This is a genomic window from Streptomyces asoensis, assembly GCF_013085465.1.
Lineage (GTDB): Bacteria > Actinomycetota > Actinomycetes > Streptomycetales > Streptomycetaceae > Streptomyces > Streptomyces cacaoi_A.
In genome coordinates this window covers 6556703-6576480 of the sequence record NZ_CP049838.1, presented here as the reverse complement: position 1 = coordinate 6576480, position 19778 = coordinate 6556703, and the positions used below count along the sequence as shown (strand labels likewise).

14 protein-coding genes are annotated in these 19778 nt (G+C 71.7%); 3 read left to right on the top strand and 11 right to left on the bottom strand.

What is annotated here, in order from left to right; all coding sequences use genetic code 11:
- Positions 1–22: 22 nt before the first annotated feature.
- The 3 genes from G9272_RS29545 to G9272_RS29535 all read left to right on the top strand — a co-directional run bounded on the left by G9272_RS29545 (position 23) and on the right by G9272_RS29535 (position 6032).
- Positions 23–2710, top strand: a complete 2688-nt coding sequence (locus G9272_RS29545) for a lysylphosphatidylglycerol synthase domain-containing protein (protein WP_171399343.1) — start codon at positions 23–25, stop codon at positions 2708–2710.
- A gap of 74 nt (positions 2711–2784) precedes the next feature.
- The gene (locus tag G9272_RS29540; protein WP_171399342.1) at positions 2785–4329 is read left to right on the top strand and encodes an alpha/beta hydrolase; all 1545 of its coding nucleotides are present in this window, start codon (positions 2785–2787) and stop codon (positions 4327–4329) included.
- Between the two features lie 137 nt (positions 4330–4466).
- Positions 4467–6032, top strand: a complete 1566-nt coding sequence (locus tag G9272_RS29535) for an alpha/beta hydrolase (protein WP_171399341.1) — start codon at positions 4467–4469, stop codon at positions 6030–6032.
- Positions 6033–6121: 89 nt separating this feature from the next.
- Here G9272_RS29535 and moeZ read toward each other — a convergent pair whose 3' ends face one another.
- From moeZ to G9272_RS29485, 11 genes are all read right to left on the bottom strand, one after another.
- Complete coding sequence (moeZ, locus tag G9272_RS29530) at positions 6122–7300, bottom strand: adenylyltransferase/sulfurtransferase MoeZ (RefSeq protein WP_171399340.1); 1179 nt, start codon at positions 7298–7300, stop codon at positions 6122–6124.
- A gap of 63 nt (positions 7301–7363) precedes the next feature.
- Complete coding sequence (locus tag G9272_RS29525; RefSeq protein ID WP_171399339.1) at positions 7364–8122, bottom strand: spherulation-specific family 4 protein; 759 nt, start codon at positions 8120–8122, stop codon at positions 7364–7366.
- Positions 8110–9072, bottom strand: a complete 963-nt coding sequence (locus G9272_RS29520; RefSeq protein ID WP_062642362.1) for an NAD-dependent epimerase/dehydratase family protein — start codon at positions 9070–9072, stop codon at positions 8110–8112. Before G9272_RS29520 ends, G9272_RS29525 begins: the two co-directional genes overlap by 13 nt.
- Positions 9073–9411: 339 nt before the next feature.
- Positions 9412–10674, bottom strand: a complete 1263-nt coding sequence (locus G9272_RS29515; protein ID WP_171399338.1) for a hypothetical protein — start codon at positions 10672–10674, stop codon at positions 9412–9414.
- Positions 10671–12458: a DUF3492 domain-containing protein gene (locus G9272_RS29510; RefSeq protein ID WP_171399337.1), complete on the bottom strand. Its 1788-nt coding sequence runs from the start codon at positions 12456–12458 to the stop codon at positions 10671–10673. Before G9272_RS29510 ends, G9272_RS29515 begins: the two co-directional genes overlap by 4 nt.
- A gap of 234 nt (positions 12459–12692) precedes the next feature.
- The gene (locus G9272_RS29505) at positions 12693–14438 is read right to left on the bottom strand and encodes a dipeptide ABC transporter ATP-binding protein (protein ID WP_171399336.1); all 1746 of its coding nucleotides are present in this window, start codon (positions 14436–14438) and stop codon (positions 12693–12695) included.
- On the bottom strand, positions 14435–15442 hold the full coding sequence (locus G9272_RS29500; protein ID WP_171399335.1) for an ABC transporter permease: 1008 nt from the start codon (positions 15440–15442) through the stop codon (positions 14435–14437). Before G9272_RS29500 ends, G9272_RS29505 begins: the two co-directional genes overlap by 4 nt.
- Complete coding sequence (locus G9272_RS29495) at positions 15439–16488, bottom strand: ABC transporter permease (RefSeq protein ID WP_253267976.1); 1050 nt, start codon at positions 16486–16488, stop codon at positions 15439–15441. Before G9272_RS29495 ends, G9272_RS29500 begins: the two co-directional genes overlap by 4 nt.
- Positions 16489–16492: 4 nt before the next feature.
- Positions 16493–18211, bottom strand: coding sequence for an ABC transporter substrate-binding protein (locus tag G9272_RS29490; protein WP_171399334.1), 1719 nt, complete (start codon positions 18209–18211; stop codon positions 16493–16495).
- A gap of 187 nt (positions 18212–18398) precedes the next feature.
- On the bottom strand, positions 18399–18494 hold the full coding sequence (locus G9272_RS46220) for an Ms4533A family Cys-rich leader peptide (protein ID WP_361816068.1): 96 nt from the start codon (positions 18492–18494) through the stop codon (positions 18399–18401).
- Positions 18495–18564: 70 nt separating this feature from the next.
- Positions 18565–19638, bottom strand: coding sequence for a DUF3152 domain-containing protein (locus tag G9272_RS29485; RefSeq protein ID WP_437184315.1), 1074 nt, complete (start codon positions 19636–19638; stop codon positions 18565–18567).
- Positions 19639–19778: the final 140 nt, after the last annotated feature.

The window sequence follows — 19778 nt, the reverse complement described above, 5'->3', positions numbered from 1 at the left end:
GATACGAGATCAAGAAGAGACGATGAAGCAGCAGGGCGTGCATCCTGAGGGCGCGGAAAGCACCTCTGACGCTGCGCCGCGCCCGGACACCACCGACGAGGCACGGGAAGAGGTGCACATCGACGAGGTCGAGGGGGACGAACCGCTGCTCCCCGCGCGCGTGCACCGCCCTTCCGACCTGATGCGGCTGCTGGTGGGCGTGCTCGCCGTGGCCCTGCTCCTCGGCATCGCCGCCTTCGCACACGGGACGACCTCAGGTCTCGAACAGGACATCAACAAGGGCACCGGCCAGGCCCCCGATCTCCTCATCAAGATCGCGGGGCTGGCGTCCAGCATCGCGATCCTGCTGGTGCCGGTCGCGTTCGCGATCGAGCGGCTGATCAAGCGCGACGGGCTGCGCATCGCCGACGGCGTCCTCGCCGCGGTCCTCGCGCACGGTGTGACCCTCGCCACCGACCTGTGGGTCGCCAAGGCCGCCCCGAGCTCGATCCAGGAGGCGCTCACCCAGCCCTCCCCCGGTGACATCCACGCCCTCACCGACCCCGTGCACGGCTACCTCGCGCCCGTCATCGCCTATATGACGGCCGTCGGCATGTCCCGTCGGCCGCGCTGGCGCTCGGTGCTGTGGATCGTGCTGCTCCTCGACGCCTTCTCGATGCTCGTCACCGGCTACACGACACCGTTCTCGATCATCCTCACGGTGCTGATCGGCTGGACGGTGGCGTACGGGACGCTGTACGCGGTCGGCTCCCCGAACGTGCGTCCCACGGGACGGACGCTGATGGCGGGCCTGCGGCACGTCGGCTTCCGCCCGGTGAGCGCCGCCCGCGAGGAAGGGCCGGACGCGGCGGAGAGCGACCGGGGCAGACGCTACTTCGTCACCCTGGAGGACGGTCCACCGCTCGACGTCACGGTCGTCGACCGGGAACAGCAGGCCCAGGGGTTCTTCTACCGCGCGTGGCGCAATCTGACGCTGCGCGGCTTCGCCACCCGCAGCAGCCTCCAGTCGCTGCGCCAGGCGCTCGAGCAGGAGGCGCTGCTCGCCTACGCGGCCATCGCGGCCGGCGCCAACGCGCCGAAGCTGATCGCGACCTCCGAGCTCGGTCCCGACGCGGTCATGCTCGTGTACGAGCACACCGGCGGCCGCACCCTCGACTCGCTGGCCGACGACGAGATCACCGACGACCTGCTGCGCAACACCTGGCACCAGGTGCAGGCACTCCAGTCGCGGCGCATCGCGCACCGCCGGCTCGCGGGTGACGCGATTGTGGTGGATCGTTCCGGCACGGTGATCCTCACCGATCTGCGCGGCGGCGAGATCGCGGCCGGCGACCTGCTGCTGCGCATGGACGTCGCCCAGCTGGTGACGACGCTCGGCCTGCTGGTGGGCGCCGAACGGGCGGTGGCCTCCGCGGTGGGCGTACTCGGACCCGACGCGGTGGCGGACTGTCTGCCGATGCTCCAGCCCATCGCGCTGACCCGCTCCACGCGCGCGACGCTGCGCCGACTGGCACGCGAGCGTGCGCAGCGGGAGCGCGAGGCGGTCCTGGAGGCCTCGCAGCAGGCCAAACAGGCCCGCCTGGAGGCGGCAGAGCACGGCACCGCGCCCGTCGTCCTCGAGAAGCCGGACAAGAAGGCCGTCCGCGCGGAGGCCCGGGCCGAGAAGCGGGCCATCGACGACGCGCTGGAGGAGGCCCGCGAGGAGGATCTGCTGACGCAGATCCGGCACGAGGTGCTTCTGATCCGGCCCCAGGCACCGGTCGAGCCGGCCCGGCTGGAGCGGGTGCGGCCACGCACCCTGATGAGTTTCATCGCCGGTGCCATCGGCGCCTACTTCCTGCTGACGCAGCTCACCCACATCGAGTTCGGTCCGCTCATGGCCAACGCCGAGTGGGGCTGGGTGGCCGCGGCCGTGCTGTTCTCCGCGGTGAGCTACGTCGCCGCGGCGATGAGCCTGCTGGGGTTCGTGCCGGAGCGGGTGCCGTTCCCACGGACCGTGGCCGCGCAGGTCGCCGGATCGTTCGTGAAGATCGTGGCCCCGGCCGCGGTCGGCGGGGTCGCCCTCAACACCCGCTTCCTCCAGCGCGCGGGGGTGCGGCCCGGCCTCGCGGTGGCCAGCGTCGGCGCCTCGCAGCTGTTCGGGCTCGGCTGCCACATCCTGATGCTGCTGTCGTTCGGCTATCTGACCGGCACCGAGAAGACGCCGTCGCTGTCGCCGTCCCGCACCGTCATCGCGGGTCTGCTCACGGTGGCGGTGCTCGTGCTGGTGGTCACCTCGGTACCGTTCCTGCGCAAGTTCGTCGTCACGCGCGTGCGGTCCCTGTTCGCCGGTGTCGTGCCGCGCATGCTGGACGTGCTTCAGCGGCCGCAGAAGCTGGTCACCGGTATCGGCGGCATGCTCCTCCTCACCGCCTGCTTCGTGATGTGCCTGGACGCGTCGATCCGCGCGTTCGGCGACGAGTCGACCTCGCTCAGCATCGCCAGCGTCGCCGTCGTCTTCCTCGCCGGCAACGCGCTCGGCTCCGCCGCCCCGACACCGGGCGGAGTCGGCGCCGTCGAGGCGACCCTGACGGTCGGTCTGATCGCCGTGGGCCTGCCCAAGGAGGTCGCCGCTCCCGCGGTGCTGCTCTTCCGCCTGCTGACGCTGTGGCTGCCGGTGCTGCCCGGCTGGCTGGCCTTCAACCACCTGACCCGCAAGGGCGCCCTCTAGGAGGGCGCCGGCGCCCGTACCTCGTACGGCCCGCGCCCCGCGCGCGTGCCCGGGCACGACCGCAGGATGGGATCATGCCGACCCCCTCCCGCCTGCGCGCCGCCGCCGTGACCGCCACCGCCCTGCTGCTGTCCTCCATGGTGGCGGGCTGCGGCGACGACGCGCAGAACGAGGACCTGACGGCGCAGAAGCTGAGCTGGAAGGACTGCCCGGCCCCCTCCCAAGCTGAGGGCGGCGGCAGCGCCCCGTCACCGCTGCCGGACGGCGACCAGTGGCAGTGCGCCACCATGAAGGCGCCCCTCGACTGGGACGACCCCAAGGGCGACACGATCGACATCGCGCTGATCCGGGCCCGGGCCAGCGGCGACGAGAGCCGCAGGATCGGCTCCCTGGTCTTCAACTTCGGCGGCCCCGGCGGCTCGGGCGTCTCCACCCTGCCCGCCTTCGGCGAGGAGTACGCGGCCTTGCGCACCCGCTACGACCTGGTCAGCTTCGACCCGCGCGGGGTCGGCCGCAGCGCCGGGGTGCGATGCGAGAACGACCAGCAGCTGGACGCGTACTTCCAGCAGGACGGCACACCCGACGACGCCGTCGAGCGCACCGCGCTGCTGGACAGCACCAAGGACTTCAACTCGGCCTGCGAGAAGCACGCGAAGAAGATGCTGCCGAACGTGCGGACCACGGACGCGGCCCGCGACATGGACCTGATGCGCCAGGTCCTCGGCGACGACAGGCTGTACTACTTCGGCATCTCCTACGGCACCGAACTGGGCGGCGTGTACGCCCACTTGTTCCCCAGGAACGTGGGACGCGCCGTCTTCGACGCGGTCGTCGACCCGACGCAGACGTCCGAACAGGGCTCGCTCGGGCAGGCCAAGGGCTTCCAGCTCGCACTCGACAACTTCGCCGAGGACTGCACGTCCAAGACGGAGGACTGCCCGGTCGGGGACACCGCACAGGATGTGAAGGACCGGATCGCGGGGCTCCTCGAAAGCCTGGACGGCAAGCCGATCCCGGGCATCTTCCCGCGCGAACTGACCCAGAGCGCCGCGACCAACGGCATCGCGCAGGCGCTGTACTCGAAGGACTTCTGGGAGTACCTCACCGAGGGCCTGGAGCAGGCCTACGCCGGGGACGGCAAGATCCTGATGCTGCTGTCCGATCTGATGAACGGCCGCAACGAGAACGGCGAGTACAGCAACATCACGGCCGCCAACATCTCCATCAACTGCGCCGACGACAAGCCCCGCTACTCCACCGCCTATGTGCAGCGGCGACTGCCGGCGTTCCGGGCGGCCTCCAGCCTGTTCGGGGACTTCCTCGCCTGGGGCATGGTCAGTTGCACCGACTGGCCCGTCCCCGGCGCCGACGACCACCCCGACGTGAGCGCGCCCGGATCGGCGCCGATCCTCGTCGTGGGCAACACCGGCGACCCGGCGACCCCGTACGAGGGGGCCCGGAAGATGGTGGACGCGCTGGGCCGCGGGGTCGGGGTCGAGCTGACGTACAAGGGGCAGGGGCACGGTGCGTACGGCAGCAAGAACAAGTGCGTACAGACGGCGGTGAACGGCTACCTGCTGGACGGCAAGGTACCGGCCGCAGGGACCGTCTGTTCCTGACGCCGCCACGGATTCCCGAGAAACTCGCAGGTCAAAAGGTTATCCACAGGCCCCGACGGGTGGGCTGTGCGCCGCCTAATATGGCCTGACAGCCGTTCGCCGCCGAGCGCGGACGGCCTGCCAGGGGGGAAGTGCACATGGCGCGATTCGTACGGTGGACGGCGCTGGGGGCCGCCGCCGCGCTGCTGGTGGCGGGTTGTAGCAGCGGTGCGTCGGACGGGGACGGGGACGACAAGGGCGGTACGGCCGACGCGCGACCCACGGCCGCCTCCTCCGGCGCGACCGCCACGACGGCCGCGCTGCCCGCCTCGCTGACCGGGCAGAAGCTCGACTGGGGACGCTGCAAGGCCACCGCGGACTCCGCCGCGCCGGGCAGCGATTGGCAGTGCGCGACGCTGAAGGTGCCACTGGACTGGTCGAAGCCGGACGGCAACACGATCGGCCTCGCCCTGGTGCGCACCAAGTCCCGCGCCGAGGGGAGCAAGCGGACCGGCTCGCTGCTGTTCAACTTCGGCGGCCCCGGCGGCTCGGGAGTGTCGACGCTCCCCTCCTACGGTTCCGCGTTCTCCTCGCTCCGCGAGCGCTACGACCTGGTGAGTTGGGACCCGCGCGGGGTCGGCGCCAGCGAAGGCGTCCGCTGCCGCGCCGACAAGGACATCCAGGCCGCCGAGTCCCTCGACTCCACCCCGGACACCTCGGCCGAGGAACAGGCGTACTTCGAGGACGCCACCGCATTCGGCAAGGGCTGCGAGAAGGCCGCCGGCAAGCTGCTGGCGCATGTGTCGACGACCGACACCGCCCGCGACATGGACCTGATGCGCCAGGTCCTCGGCGACTCGAAGATGCACTACTTCGGCATCTCCTACGGCACCGAACTGGGCGGTGTGTACGCCCACCTGTTCCCGAAGAACGTGGGGCGGCTGATCCTCGACGCGGTCGTCGACCCGAGCGCCGACTCGGTGGGCCACGCGCAGAACCAGGCACGCGGCTTCCAGCGGGCACTCGACGACTACCTCGAGTCGACGGGCCAGGACCCCGCGAAGGGCAGCAAGAAGATCGCGGATCTGCTGGACCGGATGGACACCGACCCGCTGCCCACGTCGGACGGACGGAAGCTGACGCAGACGCTCGCGGTCACCGGCATCGTCCTGCCGCTGTACAGCAAGCAGGGCTGGCCGAGCCTGACCAGCGCCCTGGAGTCGGCGCAGGCCGGGGACGGTTCCGAACTGCTGACGCTCGCCGACGGCTACAACGAGCGGGACACCTCGGGGCACTACGGCACGACGACCCACTCGCAACGGGTCATATCGTGCCTGGACGACAAGCAGCGGCCGACCGCCGAGGAGACGAAGAAGCTGCTGCCGGAGTTCGAGAAGATCTCCCCCGTGTTCGGGGACTTCCTGGGCTGGGACACGGCCGGCTGGTGCCACGACTGGCCGGTGGCCGGGCAGTACGACACCCCGGAGGTGAGCGCGGCGGGTGCGGCGCCGATCCTGCTGGTCGGCAACACCGGGGACCCGGCGACACCGTACGAGGGCGCGCGGAAGATGGCGGACGAGCTCGGCAAGGGCGTCGGTGTACTGCTCACCTGGAAGGGCGAGGGACACGGTGCGTACGGCAGCGGGAGCGACTGCGTCGACTCGGCGGTGAACGCGTACCTGTTGAAGGGGACGGTGCCGAAGGACGGCAAGGTCTGCTCATGACGACGGCGGGGGCTTCGCGCACTCGTGGTACGCGAAGCCCCCGCCGACCGAACCGGGTACCCCGGTGCGCGAAGGGAGCAGCCGGGTGGTCAGTAGATCGGCTTGCTCGGCTCGATCTGGTTGACCCAGCCGATCACGCCGCCGCCGACGTGCACGGCGTCCGAGAAGCCCGCGGACTTCAGCACCGCGAGGACTTCCGCACTGCGGACACCCGTCTTGCAGTGCAGAACGATCTTCTTGTCCTGCGGCAGGCCCTCCAGGGCGGTGCCCAGCAGGAACTCGTTCTTCGGGATCAGCTTGGCGCCCGGGATGGAGACGATCTCGTACTCGTTCTGCTCGCGGACATCGATGATCTCGATGTTCTCGCCGTCGTCGATCCACTCCTTGAGCTGCTTGGGAGTGATCGTCGAGCCGGCCGCCGCCGCCTGAGCCTCCTCGGAGACGACGCCGCAGAAGGCCTCGTAGTCGATGAGCTCGGTGACGGTCGGGTTCTCGCCGCAGACCGCGCAGTCGGGGTCCTTGCGGACCTTGACCTGGCGGTACTGCATCTCCAGGGCGTCGTAGATCATCAGACGGCCGACCAGCGGCTCGCCGATGCCCGCGAGGAGCTTGATCGCCTCGTTGACCTGGATGGAGCCGATCGACGCGCACAGCACGCCCAGCACGCCGCCCTCGGCGCAGGAGGGGACCATGCCCGGCGGCGGGGGCTCCGGGTAGAGGCAGCGGTAGCAGGGACCGTGCTCGGACCAGAAGACGGACGCCTGGCCGTCGAAACGGTAGATCGAGCCCCATACGTACGGCTTGTTCAGCAGCACGCACGCGTCGTTGACCAGGTAGCGGGTCGCGAAGTTGTCCGTGCCGTCGACGATCAGGTCGTACTGGCTGAAGATGTCCATCACGTTGTCGGCCTCGAGCCGCTCTTCGTGCAGGACCACGTTCACGTACGGGTTGATGCCGAGGACGGAGTCGCGGGCGGACTCGGCCTTGGAGCGGCCGATGTCGGCCTGGCTGTGGATGATCTGCCGCTGGAGGTTCGACTCGTCGACCTCGTCGAACTCCACGATGCCGAGCGTTCCCACGCCCGCCGCGGCCAGGTACATCAGCGCCGGCGAGCCCAGGCCGCCGGCGCCCACACAGAGCACCTTGGCGTTCTTCAGCCGCTTCTGCCCGTCCATCCCGACATCGGGGATGATCAGGTGGCGGGAGTACCTGCGAACCTCGTCTACGGTGAGCTCAGAGGCTGGCTCGACCAGGGGTGGCAGCGACACGGGGACTCCGTTGGTCGGTCGATCACTACAGTTGTTCTCCCCGTAACACTGTCATGGCCTTCTTCATTCCGAGACACCCGTTCCGATCCGCGAGACGAGTTCGTCCCAGTAGCCGGGCATGGTCTCCCAGGGGTCGCCGAGGCCGCCGCGGTCGGTGCCGTCGGTGAACCAGATCGTCGCGGCGCCCTGCCAGCGGGCGATGCGCAGCGCCTCGTCGAGGTGACCGCGCGGCACGCCGTGCACGAGGTGGCAGAAGCGCTCGGGCGGGTGCTCTGCGGTCCACTCGGCCACCTGCGACCAGCGGTAGTCGCTCCAGGGGCCCGAGAAGGTGACCACCTGGTCGGCGTGCTCGGCGTAGCCGGGGTACGGGTGGGTGCCGTGACCGAGGACGATGTGGGGCGCGTCGCCGAGGGTGCGGAGTGTCCCGACCGTGCGGCGCAGCGCGGGGAGGTCGGCGCGCCCGGCCGGGCACCGGTCCAGGAGGAAGCCGTCGACCTGGTACCAGTCGAGGTGGCGCTGTGCGTCGGAGATCACCTCGGCGAAGGGACGGGCGCCGTAGCGGGTGTCGAGGCGCCCGAGGACCCGGACGCCGGCGTTGCGCAGCCGGCCCGCGGCTTCCAGACAGCGCGGGTCGGGGCGGACGCCGGGGCCGTCGGCGACGTCGAGGACGACCCAGTGCAGGGGTCTTCCGGGACGGGCGAGTTCGCGCCACTCGGTCGGCGCGAGAAGGGGGTGCGCGATACCGGGGACGCCGAATCCGGTGCGGACGTCGGTGGTGCCGGCGCTCGCGGTACCCGCCGGGGTTCCGGTCAGATACGACATGCCGCCTCCATCCAGATGTCGGCGAGGGACTCCTCGAGGTTGATGCGGGGCCGCCAGCCGAGCCGGTCGCGGGCGGTGCGCACATCGGCCTGCTGCCAACTGCCGCAGCCGTCCGGATACGGGTACGCGACGGGGCCCGCATGGTCGGACTCGGGGCGGGGGTGGCCGATGGCGGGCCTGAGGTGGCCGCCGGGCGGTCCGTCGAGTTCGTGCAGAGCGCCGCCGTACCCGGCCACGCGCGCGAGGACCGCGGCGGCGTCGCGCAGGCGGACGGCGCGGCCCGAGCCGATGTTGATGACGCCCTGCGCGGCGGAGAGCGAGGCCGCGTGCACGGCGCGAGCGACGTCCCGGACGTCGATGAAGTCGCGTTGCACGCCGAGACCGCCGAGCTTGAGCTCGCCGTCGCCGGACTGCATGGCGCGGCGCATGGCCTCCGCGAGCCGGCCCAGCGGTGAGCCGGCGGGCGTGCCCGGACCGGCGGGCGAGAAGACCCGGAGCACGACGGCGTCCAGACCGGAGCCGAGGACGAGTTCGGTGGCGGCGAGCTTGCTGACGCCGTACGGGCCGCCGGGGCGCGGCACGGCGTCCTCGGCCGTCGAGGAGCCGGGCTGGCTCGGACCGTACTCGGCGCCGCAGCCGATCTGCACCAGACGGGCGCCGCAGCCGCTGCGCCGCAGTGCCTCACAGACGGTGGCGACGGCGACGGTGTTGTGCCGGGTGAGTTCGCGGGCGCCGCCCCGGGTGGTGCCCGCGCAGTTGACGACGACCTGGGGGTGGACCGCGTCGAGGAAGCGGGTGAGCGCGCCGGGGCTGCCGGACGCGAGGTCGAAGCGGACATCGGCGTCGTCGCCGCGGCCGAGCGCGGTGAGCTGGACGGCCGGGTCGGCGAGCAGACGGTCGGCGACGAAACGACCGAGGTAGCCGTTGGCTCCGATCAGCAGGACCCTCATCGTGCGGCTCCCGGGGTGTGCGCCGTGGCTGTGGCCGGGGTCGCGGGGGCTCCGGTCGCGGCGTGCCCTCCGGCTGCTCCTGCGACCGCGGGGGCGCCTGTGACCGCGGGGGCCCCGGTATCTCCGGTCGCTCCGGATCGGGAGGTGGTCATCTGGTCTCTCCTTCAAGCGTGTTGCCAAGCGTGTTGCGGTGGGCTGCGGCTGGGTGGAGGAACGCGTGCGTCGCGTGGTCCGGGCGCGGTGGGGACGGCGCCGCGCGCGTGGGCCGAGACGCCGACGGCAGGCGTCGGAGGGGCGGGCGGGTGCGGGGGCGGGCTCGGGTCGGCACCACTGGTCCGTTCAGCACGGCTGGTCCGTTCGGGCGTGGGCCGATGCCCTGGTCAGCGTGCGGGTCGCGTGGAACAGCAGAGTCAGCGCGGCGGCTCCGCAGACGAGGGACGGGACACCGGCCGGGCCCCAGGCGGCCACCAGGCCCTCCACGGGGGTGCCCAGGAAGCCGCAGCCGGGAAGCCGGCCCGCGAAGACCGTGGCCGGGGCGAGTGCCTCCGCCGTGCCGACGGCTCCGAGGACGACCGCCGGGGCGTGGGTGAAGCCGTGCACGGTGAGGAGACGGGCGAGGAAGAGGAGCGCGCCCAGGGTGAGGGTGTGGCCGTAGTCGGCCGGCTCGCCCAGGACCGCGGCGCACAGCGGGGTCAGCGCGGCCAGCGCGCACAGGAACAGGGCGAAGGTGCCGAGCAGCAGCGGCTGCACGGAGGCGGCGAACTCCTCCAGGCCACGGCTGGTGTCCAGTCGGCGCCGGGCGCGTACGGCGAGAAGGTGGGCGCTCCAGGCGGCGGGCGCGCAGGCCAGGATGAGGGTCAGCAGCGGGGCGGCGGCGAAGGGCCAGGGGCCGCCTGGTGTCCCGTCGGGCAGGCCGTCGGGGCCCCCGGCGACGGCGGCGCGCAGGAGGCTGTCGCCGAGGGCCGCGTAGCCGAGGAGCCAGCAGGTCCAGGCACCCGTCCGGTGCGGGCCCGGGTGGGCGCCACGGTGTGGGCTCAGCGGCCCCCGGCGCAGTACCGCACGCAGGGCGAGAGCGACGGCGAGGACGCCCGCCGCGGCGACGAGCAGACACGTGCGCCCGTGGGTGAGGCGCACACCGGTCACGGCGGCGGCGCACAGGACGCCCGGCAGCAGGGTGAGCAGTGCCCGGTCCAGGCGGGGCGGCGGGGCCGCCGTCACCGTCGTGGGCGGGGGCGCGTCGCCGTCGCGGGGGACGCGGGCGTACATCTCCTCCGCGAGGGAGAAGACGTCCCGGTGCCGGAAGCGTGCCGCGGTGCGGTCGGTGACCCCGTGGGCCTCCAGGCCCGCCGCGATCTCCAGCGGGTCGACGGCACGTTCGCACAGCTCACGATGACGGTGCATCAGGGCTTTCACCGGGTCCGCGGCACCACGGCGGGGAGCGGCCGGTTTGCGCCCCTCGGCGCCGGTGTCGACGCGCGCCCCGAAACTCCCCGGCGCCTCCGCCGCCCCCGTCACTCCCGGCGTACCCGGCGTACCCAGCGCTTCCGGCGTACCCGGCGCTCCCGGCGTTCCCGGCCGGTCCAGTTCGTCGAGCCCGCTCATCGTGCACCCTCCGTCGCAGCGATCGGCGAGGTGTCCCGTGCCGGTGGTCCCGCCGCCCGGCCCGGACCGCGCCCGGCGGTGGCACGCGCGTCCGGACCGGTCCAGTGACCCGGCAGACACGCCTCCGCCGGGACGGCGAACGGACGGGGATCGCCGTCGTCGAGTAGGAATCGCCGCACCGGGGCCCGGGCGACGAGCTCCAGGTAAATGCCGTGAAATGCCGTGATGTTCTGCTCGACCGTGAAGAGTTCGAGGGCTCGGGCGCGGGCGGCCGCACCCAGGCGCGCACGGCGTTCGGGGTCGCGCAGCAGCGCCACGCACGCCTCCGCGAGCGCCCGCGGATTGCGCGGCGGAACGACCAGTCCCGTGCCGCCGATGACCTCGACCACCGCGCCGACATCGGTCGACACGGTCGCGCGGCCGCAGAACATCGCCTCGACCAGACCGACCGGGAACCCCTCGACGACGCTGGACAGGACGACCACCGCACCGGCCGCGTACGCCTCGGCGAGGGTGGGCGCCTCCGGACCGCCGATCTCCTCGAAGGACACGGGGTTGTCGCCGACGGCGTGCGGTCCGTCCGCCTCGTCGGGGAAGAGCTGTGCGGCCAGCACCTTGCAGTGGCCGAGGTAGGCCTGCCCCTCCGCCCCGGCCGGAGCGCCGATGATCCGCAGGCGGGTGCGCGGTTCCTCCTGGCGCAGTTCCGCGAAGGCGTGCAGCAGGGAGACCAGGTCCTTCGCCGGTTCCACCCGGCCGACCCAGACCAGGGTGTGCGGATCGGCGGTGTCGAGGGAGTCGCCCACCTCGGCGAAGCGGGACGCCTCCATGCCCGGGTAGACGGTGCGCAGTTTGGCGCGGTCGGCACCGCATCGCTCCTGCCAGCGGCGGGCGTGTGTGTTGCCGGGGGTGACGCACGCGGCCTGCCGGTACACCTCGGCGGCGAGCCGGCCGTGGAAGGCGGCGACCAGGGCGCGTACGGCGGGAGCCGCCTCGGCGGACGGCGCGGTCGCGGACGGCGCGGTCGCGGACCCCGCGGGCGAAGGACCCGTCCCCGAGCTCAGATAGTGCGTCCGCAGCCGGACCCCGTACTCGGTCACCAGCAGCGGCACGTCGAAGAAGTGCCGTGCCAGCAGCCCGGGCAGGGCCGCCGCACCGCCGGACGTGGCATGGCACAGGTCGACCGCGCCGAGGCCCTCGCCCCCGTCACCTCCCGCTTCGTCCCCGTACCAGTCGAGCGAGAGGGGGCGCAGAGCGCGTTCGAGGTGCGCGGCGACGGCGAGCAGCTCGGGCACGCGCGCCTCGCGCGCCGTACGCAGCGCGCCGGGCGCGCGACAGGCACGTTCCAGGGCGCGCACGGCACTCTCCGAGCGGAGTGCCCCCACCAGGCCGCCCTCGTCCCGGGCGAGTTCGGCGAGGCCGTACAGCGCGTTGGCGAAACGGTCCGCCTGAGCGGCCGCAGCGGCCCCCGGGGGACTTGCCGGGTCCGGGGGGTCCCCCTCGCACAGCGCGGTCACCAACTCGCCGTAGGACTCCGTGAAGCGCCGGCGCGCGCGCCTGCCGTAGGCGACCCCGTCGTCCTCGGCCGTCCACAGCGGTGCCGTACGCATCCGGCTGACCTGCGGCGGAAGCTCGACCCAGCCCGCTTCCTCCTGGTGTTGGGCACGGCTGAGCGCGTAGACGTCGAACTCGTGCTGTCCGAGCCCGCGCACGAGCCGGTCGCACCAGAGCCCGGCGTCACCGCTCAGATACGGATAGCCGCCCTCCGTCAGCAGTCCGATGCGCACGCGCACTCCCGATCTCCCGTTTGGGGAGCCGCCGTTGACCCGGCGGCTCGCAGCGGGACGAACGTATGCGGACAAGGTGGTGGTGCGGCGGACGGTTGTCCGTCGCACCACCAAAAGGGGTGAACGGTCGTAACTTTCCCGTGCGGGTCGCGTTCGATCGCGCTAGGAGATCATCCGACTGCGAAACGTCACATCACACGCTGCGAAACGTCAGTCACACGCGCCACAGGGTTCTCATGTCAGGGCCGGCTCCCGTCGTTCGGCGCGTCGTCGGGCGGCGACCGCGGGGTCGAGCGCCGGTACGGCGGCCAGCAGCTGCCGGGTGTACGGGTCCCGCGGCGACTCGTACACCTCGTCGGCGGGCCCCTCCTCGACGACACGGCCGTGCCGCATCACCGCGACCCGGTCGCTCACCTGGCGCACCACGGCCAGGTCATGCGCGACGAAGACCAGCGCGAGGCCGAGTTCGCGCTGGAGTTCGCCGAGCAGCGCGACGACCTGGGCCTGGGTGGTCACGTCGAGCGCGGAGACCGGCTCGTCGCACACGATGACGCGCGGATCGGCCGCGAGCGCCCGCGCGATGCCCACGCGCTGCCGCTGACCGCCGCTGAACTCGTGCGGGTAGCGGTCGTAGTGCGCCGCTTCGAGCCCCACCCTCTCCAGCAGTTCCGTCACGCGCCCCCTGACGCGTGCCTCGTCCCTCCCCCGCACGCCGCGTGCGCGGAGCGGATCGGCGATGGACTCGCCGACGCTGCGGCGGGGGTTGAGGGAGGAGACGGGGTCCTGGAAGACCATCTGCACCGTCGGGTGCACCCCCGACGACACCCGGCCCTCGTACCGGACCTCGCCGGCCGTCGGCTCCAGCAGCCCGACCAGCATCCGGCCGAGCGTCGTCTTGCCGCTGCCGCTCTCCCCGACGACGCCGAGGGTCTCGCCCCGGTGGACGGTCAGCGACACGCCGTCCACGGCCGCGAAGGCCCCCTTGCCGCGCCCGAACTCGCGGCGCAGCCCGTGCGCCTCCAGCACGACCTCGCCCGGCGGCCCGGTGGCCGTACGCCGCCCGTCCGCCTGCGGCCCGTCCGCGTCCGGCTGCCGTACGTCAGGACGCTGCACGTCAGGACGCTGCACGTCAGGACGCTGTACGTCAGGACGCTGTACGTCAGGACGCACGTCCGACTTCCGCGGCCCGTCCCCGACCGCACGGCGTGCCTCCACCCGGGGCACGGCTCCGAGCAGCTCGCGCGTGTACGGCTGCGCGGGAGCCGCCAGAACTGCTCCGACGGGCCCGTGCTCGACGAGCCGGCCGTGCCGCATGACCAGCACCTCGTCGACGCTCTCCGCCGCGACGCCCACGTCGTGCGTGACCAGCAGCAGCCCCATGCCGGTCTCTTCGCGCAGAGTGTGCAGCAGGTCGAGGATCTGGGCCTGGACGGTCACGTCGAGCGCGGTCGTCGGCTCGTCGGCGATCAGCAGGTCGGGTTCGCAGGCCAGCGCCATGGCGATGAGGGCGCGCTGGCGCATACCACCGCTGAACTCGTGGGGCCGTGACCGGGAGCGCCGGACCGGATCCGAAATTCCCACCCTCTCCAGGACCTGCACCGCACGCGCGCGTGCCGTACGGCGCGACACACGCGTGTGCACGCGGTACACCTCGGCGATCTGGTCGCCGATCGCGTAGTACGGGTCGAGGGAGGACAGCGGGTCCTGGAAGACCATCGCCGCCCGGCCGCCGCGCAGCCGCCGCAGTTCCTCGTCGGACGCGGCCTGTACGTCGGTCCCGGCGACCCGTACCGAGCCGCCGACGGCGGCCCCCGTGCCCCGGTGCAGCCCCAGGAGGGCCGAGGCGACCGTGGACTTGCCGGAGCCGGACTCGCCGACGAGGCCGAGGGCGGCGCCCTCGGCCAGCCGGAAGGAGAGGCCGTCGACGGCGCGCAGAGCGCCGAACTCGACTGTCAGGTCCGTGACTTCCACCAGGCTCATGCGAGCACCACCCGTCGGTCGGCCACCGCGTACAGGACGTCCGCGACGGCGTTGGCGAGGACCACGAAGAAACCGATGACCAGGACCATCCCGACGACCACCGGAAGGTCCACGACGTTGACCGCGTGCACCAGTTCCTGTCCGATGCCGGGGAGCCCGAAGAGGGTCTCGGTGAGCACCGCGCCGCCGACCGCGGAGCCGAAGTTGTTGGCGTTCAGCGCGATGACCGGCGCGAACGCCCCGCGCAGCGCGTGCCTCCCGATGATCGACCGCTCACCGACGCCGTACGCGCGGAAGGTGCGGATGTGGTCCTCGGCAAGGGTCTCCAGCATCGACGACCGGGTCAGCCGGGCGAACGAGGCGGCCTCGATGAGGGCGAGCGAGAGCCAGGGCAGCAGCAGGTTCCACGCCCACTGCTCGGGGTCGTCGGTGAGGTTCACGTACTGCGGGAAGGGCAGCAGCTGGAGCTCGCCGCAGACGACGATCATCAGGATGAGGCCGATCACGAACACGGGCGTGGCCGTTCCGGCCAGGGTGACGGCGGTCAGGACGCGCTCGGTGAGCCGCCCGCGCCGCCAGGCCGAGAGCACGCCGGTGCCGACGCCGAGGATCAGCCACACCACCATCGCGCCGAAGACGAGCGACAGGCTCACCGGCAGTTTGGTCAGGATCAGCTGAGTGACCTGCTGATCGCTCTGGTACGACAGCCCCAGGCAGGGCGCCGAGCAGTGCTCCACGGAGGTGCCGGTCGAGTAGTCCTGGCCGACGACGAGGCCCTCGAGGAAGTGCCAGTAGCGCACGTAGAGGGGTTCGTCGAGGCGCAGTTGCTCGGCGACCTGGTGCACCTGTGCCGGCGAGCAGCGCGGCCCGCAGGTGATCTGGGCGACGTCGCCGGGGGTGACGTAGAAGACGACATAGACGATCACCGAGATGGCGAACAGGGTGAGGATCGTGCCGATGCCCCGGCGCAGCACAAAGCCGCCGAAGCCGCCGAAGCCGCTCATGAGGACGTCTCCTTCTCGACAGCGGTGTCCGCTCGGTGTTCCCGCCTGCGTCCCGTCCCCACCCGCAGCCGGGACGCCGCGCGCGGGTCGAGCGCCGTGCGCACGCCGTCACCGAGGACGGTCAGCGCGAGGACGGTCACGAAGAGGGCGCCGGCGGGCAGCAGCAGGTACTGAGGGGCCGCCTGGTACCAGACGTCGGCGGCGGTGAGCATCTGTCCCCAGGAAGGGGTCGGCGGCTTCACGCCGACGCCGAGGAAGGACAGCGCGGCCTCGACGGAGATGTTCTGCGGCACGAGCAGCGCCGCGTACGTGATGACGGGCGCGGCGAGCCCGGGCAACAGTTCCCGGCGGGCGATCCGCCAGGTGCCCCACCCGCTGAGCCGGGCCGCCGACACGTAGTCGAGCCCCTTGAGGGTGAGCGTCTGGGCGCGCACCACCTTGGCGACGTTGCCCCAGGAGAGCAGGCCGATGACCAGGGTGACCAGGATGGGCCGGGGAAAGCTCGCCGGGACGATCGCGAGCAGCGCCAGCGACATGATCATCAGCGGCAGGGCGACGAAGATGTCGGTGATCCGGCTCAACAGTTGATCAACCCATCGGTTGCCGAGCGCGGCGGCGATGCCGAGGGTGACGCCGATGGCGACCTGGATCACGGTCGCGGCCAGCGCGACGCCCAAGGACACCCGGGCGCCGTGGACGAGACGGGCGAACAGGTCGCGGCCGGTCTGCGGTTCGACGCCGAGCCAGTGGTCGCCGCCGATGCCGCCGAGCTGGCCGACCGGCACGCCGCCGCGCGCGGAGTCGATGAGGGAGGGGTGATAGCTGGTCGGGTCCTGGCCCTCGATGGCGGTGAGCAGCGGCGCGGCGAGCGCGACCAGGACGAGCAGTGCGACGACGACCGCCGCGACGAGGGCGGCGCGCTGCGCTCGCAGCCGCCGCCAGAACTGACGGGCCCCCGAGGCCCCCGGGACGGACGCGGGGTCCGTACCGGGGGCCTGGGCGGCGATGACGGCCTCGGCGGCCGCCTTGGTGACTGCCTCGCTCACGGTGCTACTTCACCGCGACCTGCGAGGGATCCAGGACGCCGTCCCAGTCGCTGATGACGATGTTGCGGATGTCCTCGCCGTACAGCCGCTTGTAGACGGGGTGGAACAGCGGCACGGTCAGCGCCTGCTCGCCGATCTTCTTGTCCAGTGCGCCCCACCTCTTGGCGGCGGCGTCAAGGTCGGTCAACTTGTTGATCGCGTCGATCTCGGCGTTGACCGACTTGTCGTTCAGGAAGCCCGTGTTGAAGTTGGCGCCGTCCTTGACGATCTGCCGGCCGTCGAAGATCGGGGCGAGGAACGGACCGCCGGACGGCCAGTCGGCACCCCAGTGGGCCAGGAAGAAGCCGGGTTCGGTCTTCACGTCGTGGATCGTGTCCGAGTAGTCGTTGTCCTCGAGGCCCTGGAGCTTCACGGTGATGCCGGCCTTCTTGAGCGCGTCCTGGATCGCGGTGGCGATCTCCGGGCTGGTCTCGAAGTCCTGGCTGTTGGAGTGGGTGAGGGTGATGGTCAGCCCGTTCGGGTGGCCGGCCTCCTTCAGCAGCTCCTTGGCCTTCGCCGCGTCACCGGTCTTGCCCGCCGGGAAGAGGTCGTAGGGCTCGTAGCCGAAGGACTTCTGGTTCGGCAGGTAGGTGGTGGCGGCCTCGGCGAGCGAGGAGCCACCCGCCGCGTTGACGACCGAGGACCGGTCGATGGCGTACGAGATCGCCTGCCGCACCCTGATGTCGTCGAACGGCTTCACGTTCGGGTTGAACGCGATGTAGTTGGTGTAGCCGAAGTGGCCGGTGCCGACCCGCGCGGCGAGTTCCTTGTCGCCGCTGACCTTGGCGAGTTCGGCCGGCCCGAGGTTGGTGTCCGTGGTGATGGCGGTGGCGTCCGCCCCCTGGGACGCGGACAGCCGCTGGTTGATCACCGAGGAGTCGAGCCCGGACCGTACGTCGATCTTGTCGGGGTACGCCTTGCGCTCGGCGTCCGTCTTCGCCGACCAGTAGGTGTTGCGCTCCAGGGTGAGCCGCTCGCCGTCGTTCTCGTTCTTGACGACCTTGTAGGGGCCGGACGAGACCGGGTGCTCCTCGTACTTCGTACCGGTGTCCTTGGCCTTGGGGACGGGCGCGAACTGCGTCTGGGTGGCCAGGTACGGGAACTCGCCCTCGGGCTTGTTCAGATGGAAGACGATCGTCCGGCTGTCCGGCGTCTCGATGGCGGCGAGGCCCTTGGAGTCCTTGTACGGCCCCTGGTAGTCGGCCGCGCCGACCAGCCAGTCCCGCAGGTAGGGCGCGCCGCCCGAGAGCTCGGGCGCGAAGGACCGCTCGATGCCGTACTTGATGTCGGCCGAGGTGATCGCGGTCCCGTCCTCGTACTTCAGGCCCTCCTTGAGGGTGTACGTCCACTCGGTGGCGTCCTTGTTGGGACGTCCGGTGTCGGTGGCGAGGTCGGGGACCACGTCGGTGCCGGGGGCGCCGTTCTCGCGGTTGCGCGTGGTGAGGGTTCTGAAGACCAGGGTGGGGACCTTGCCACCGCCGGAGGTGTAGAGACGGGCCGGGTCGAAGTCCTGCTGGGGGTTGCGGTTCAGGATGGTGAGCGTCCCGCCCTGGTGCGGGGCGGAGTCGCCGCCGGAGGCCTTGGCATCGTTGTCCTCAGGCCCGCAGGCGGCAGCGCCCGCGGCCACCACCAGGCTGACGGATGCCGCGGCGACGCGGCGCGCTATGAGGGACGGTTGACGCATCGGAATGACGACCTCTCGGTTGGCGGTCTCGCCGCCCCTGCCGGGGCATCTCGGTATCCGAGACATATGGACGAGGGGTGAGACGAAAGTGAACAGACGTCTGCCCCGGCGCCAGGTCGTCGAAGAGCCGTGACCACGTCACAGCCGGAAAAAAGGGAATTCGCGACGCACGCGCCTGAGGGCGGCGTCAGCGACAGTGGATGTCGGCCACGCAGAGCGCGGTCACGCCGAAGAGCGCCAGCTCGATGGCGGCGCTGCTGTCGACGGAATGACTAGACCACATACGCAGCAATATGGAGGAACTTTTTGGGCATGTCAACGCGCCCCATGAGACGCCTGGCCACTCCTGGGGCTCAACTGCCGGGATAGGGCCAGGCGTTGGGCAGGCAGTGGATGCCGTCGTGGTCGAGGAACTTCGTCTGCTGCTGCATGACCGGCGCCAGCTCGCCGTCCTTGTCGCAGGTGACATGGCTGTAGCCGAGGCGGTGGCCGACCTCGTGGTTGATCAGCATCTGCCGGTAGGCGTACATCTTGTCTCCGAAGGTCTCCGACCCCTGGGCCCACCGGTAGGCGTTGATCATCACGCGCTCGGTGGAGGCCGAGTCGCAGGAGACGTTGTCCTCCGTGGTGTCCAGACCGGACTTGGCGCACCACACGGCGGTGGTGCCCGGACTGGCGAGCGTGATGACGAAGTCGGCCTCGCCCGACTGGATCCGCTCGAAGGTGCGGGCGCCGTCGTGGGCCCAACTGCGGGCGTCGTTGAGCGTGTTCTGCACGGCCTGCGCGAAGAGTTCGCCGTCGAGCCCGAGGCCCTGTTCCACGTCCACGCGGTAGGTGTACTTCTGCCCCTTGCCGGGCGCCTTGTCGACGCCCGCGACGGCGTCGAACTTCCCCGACCCCTTCAGCGTGGCGCTGAGCGCGTACTTCGTGTCCATCCGCTGCGCGTACGTCAGCGTGGCCGCGCCGCCGGGCGCGCCGGACACGGACGGGCTCGGCCGGTCGCCCCCGCGCGCGGCGTCGTCGACGGCCTCACGGGTCTGCCCGGAGGCGGACTGCGACCGGACGGAGTCGTCGTCCCGGCCGGTGGCGACCTGACCGGCCACCACGACGGCCAGCACCGTGGTGACCGCGGCGGCCGCGATACCGGTGAAGGCCCGCCCCTTGGCCCCTTGGGCGGTCACGGGCTCGCTGGCGGGCGGCGCGTCGTCGTCACCGTCGACGACGGCCGGAGTGGTCGTACGGAAGGCGGTCTCCCGGTCGGTGGCGGCGGAGTAAGGATCCTGCTCCCGCACGCGTATGGCGGCGGACGGCGTTCTCGCGCGCGTGAAGACGTCCTCGTCGTCCTCTCCGAAGGCATCGAGGTACTCCTGACGCGGGCCTTGACGGGAACCTTGACGGGGGCCCTGGCGCGGGCCGTCCTGGGGCATGGGTCGCTGACGCGGTATCACGGGCTGTCCGGTACCCGCCGATCGCCCTCTCAAGTCACCCCAGCCGCCCCCGCCCTCACGCTGCTCGGGGTGGCCACCCCGCACCTGCGGGAACCCATGGGCCGGAGTTCCGTCGGGAA

What these genes read in the sequence shown, in the direction of transcription:
- G9272_RS29545 (WP_171399343.1), top strand. Translation starts at nt 23, where the DNA reads ATGAAGCAGCAGGGCGTGCATCCTGAGGGCGCGGAAAGCACCTCTGAC.
- G9272_RS29540 (WP_171399342.1), top strand. Translation starts at nt 2,785, where the DNA reads ATGCCGACCCCCTCCCGCCTGCGCGCCGCCGCCGTGACCGCCACCGCC.
- G9272_RS29535 (WP_171399341.1), top strand. Translation starts at nt 4,467, where the DNA reads ATGGCGCGATTCGTACGGTGGACGGCGCTGGGGGCCGCCGCCGCGCTG.
- G9272_RS29525 (WP_171399339.1), bottom strand. Translation starts at nt 8,122, where the DNA reads ATGTCGTATCTGACCGGAACCCCGGCGGGTACCGCGAGCGCCGGCACC.
- G9272_RS29520 (WP_062642362.1), bottom strand. Translation starts at nt 9,072, where the DNA reads ATGAGGGTCCTGCTGATCGGAGCCAACGGCTACCTCGGTCGTTTCGTC.
- G9272_RS29515 (WP_171399338.1), bottom strand. Translation starts at nt 10,674, where the DNA reads ATGAGCGGGCTCGACGAACTGGACCGGCCGGGAACGCCGGGAGCGCCG.
- G9272_RS29505 (WP_171399336.1), bottom strand. Translation starts at nt 14,438, where the DNA reads ATGAGCCTGGTGGAAGTCACGGACCTGACAGTCGAGTTCGGCGCTCTG.
- G9272_RS29500 (WP_171399335.1), bottom strand. Translation starts at nt 15,442, where the DNA reads ATGAGCGGCTTCGGCGGCTTCGGCGGCTTTGTGCTGCGCCGGGGCATC.
- G9272_RS29490 (WP_171399334.1), bottom strand. Translation starts at nt 18,211, where the DNA reads ATGCGTCAACCGTCCCTCATAGCGCGCCGCGTCGCCGCGGCATCCGTC.
- G9272_RS46220 (WP_361816068.1), bottom strand. Translation starts at nt 18,494, where the DNA reads ATGTGGTCTAGTCATTCCGTCGACAGCAGCGCCGCCATCGAGCTGGCG.
- G9272_RS29485 (WP_437184315.1), bottom strand. Translation starts at nt 19,638, where the DNA reads ATGCCCCAGGACGGCCCGCGCCAGGGCCCCCGTCAAGGTTCCCGTCAA.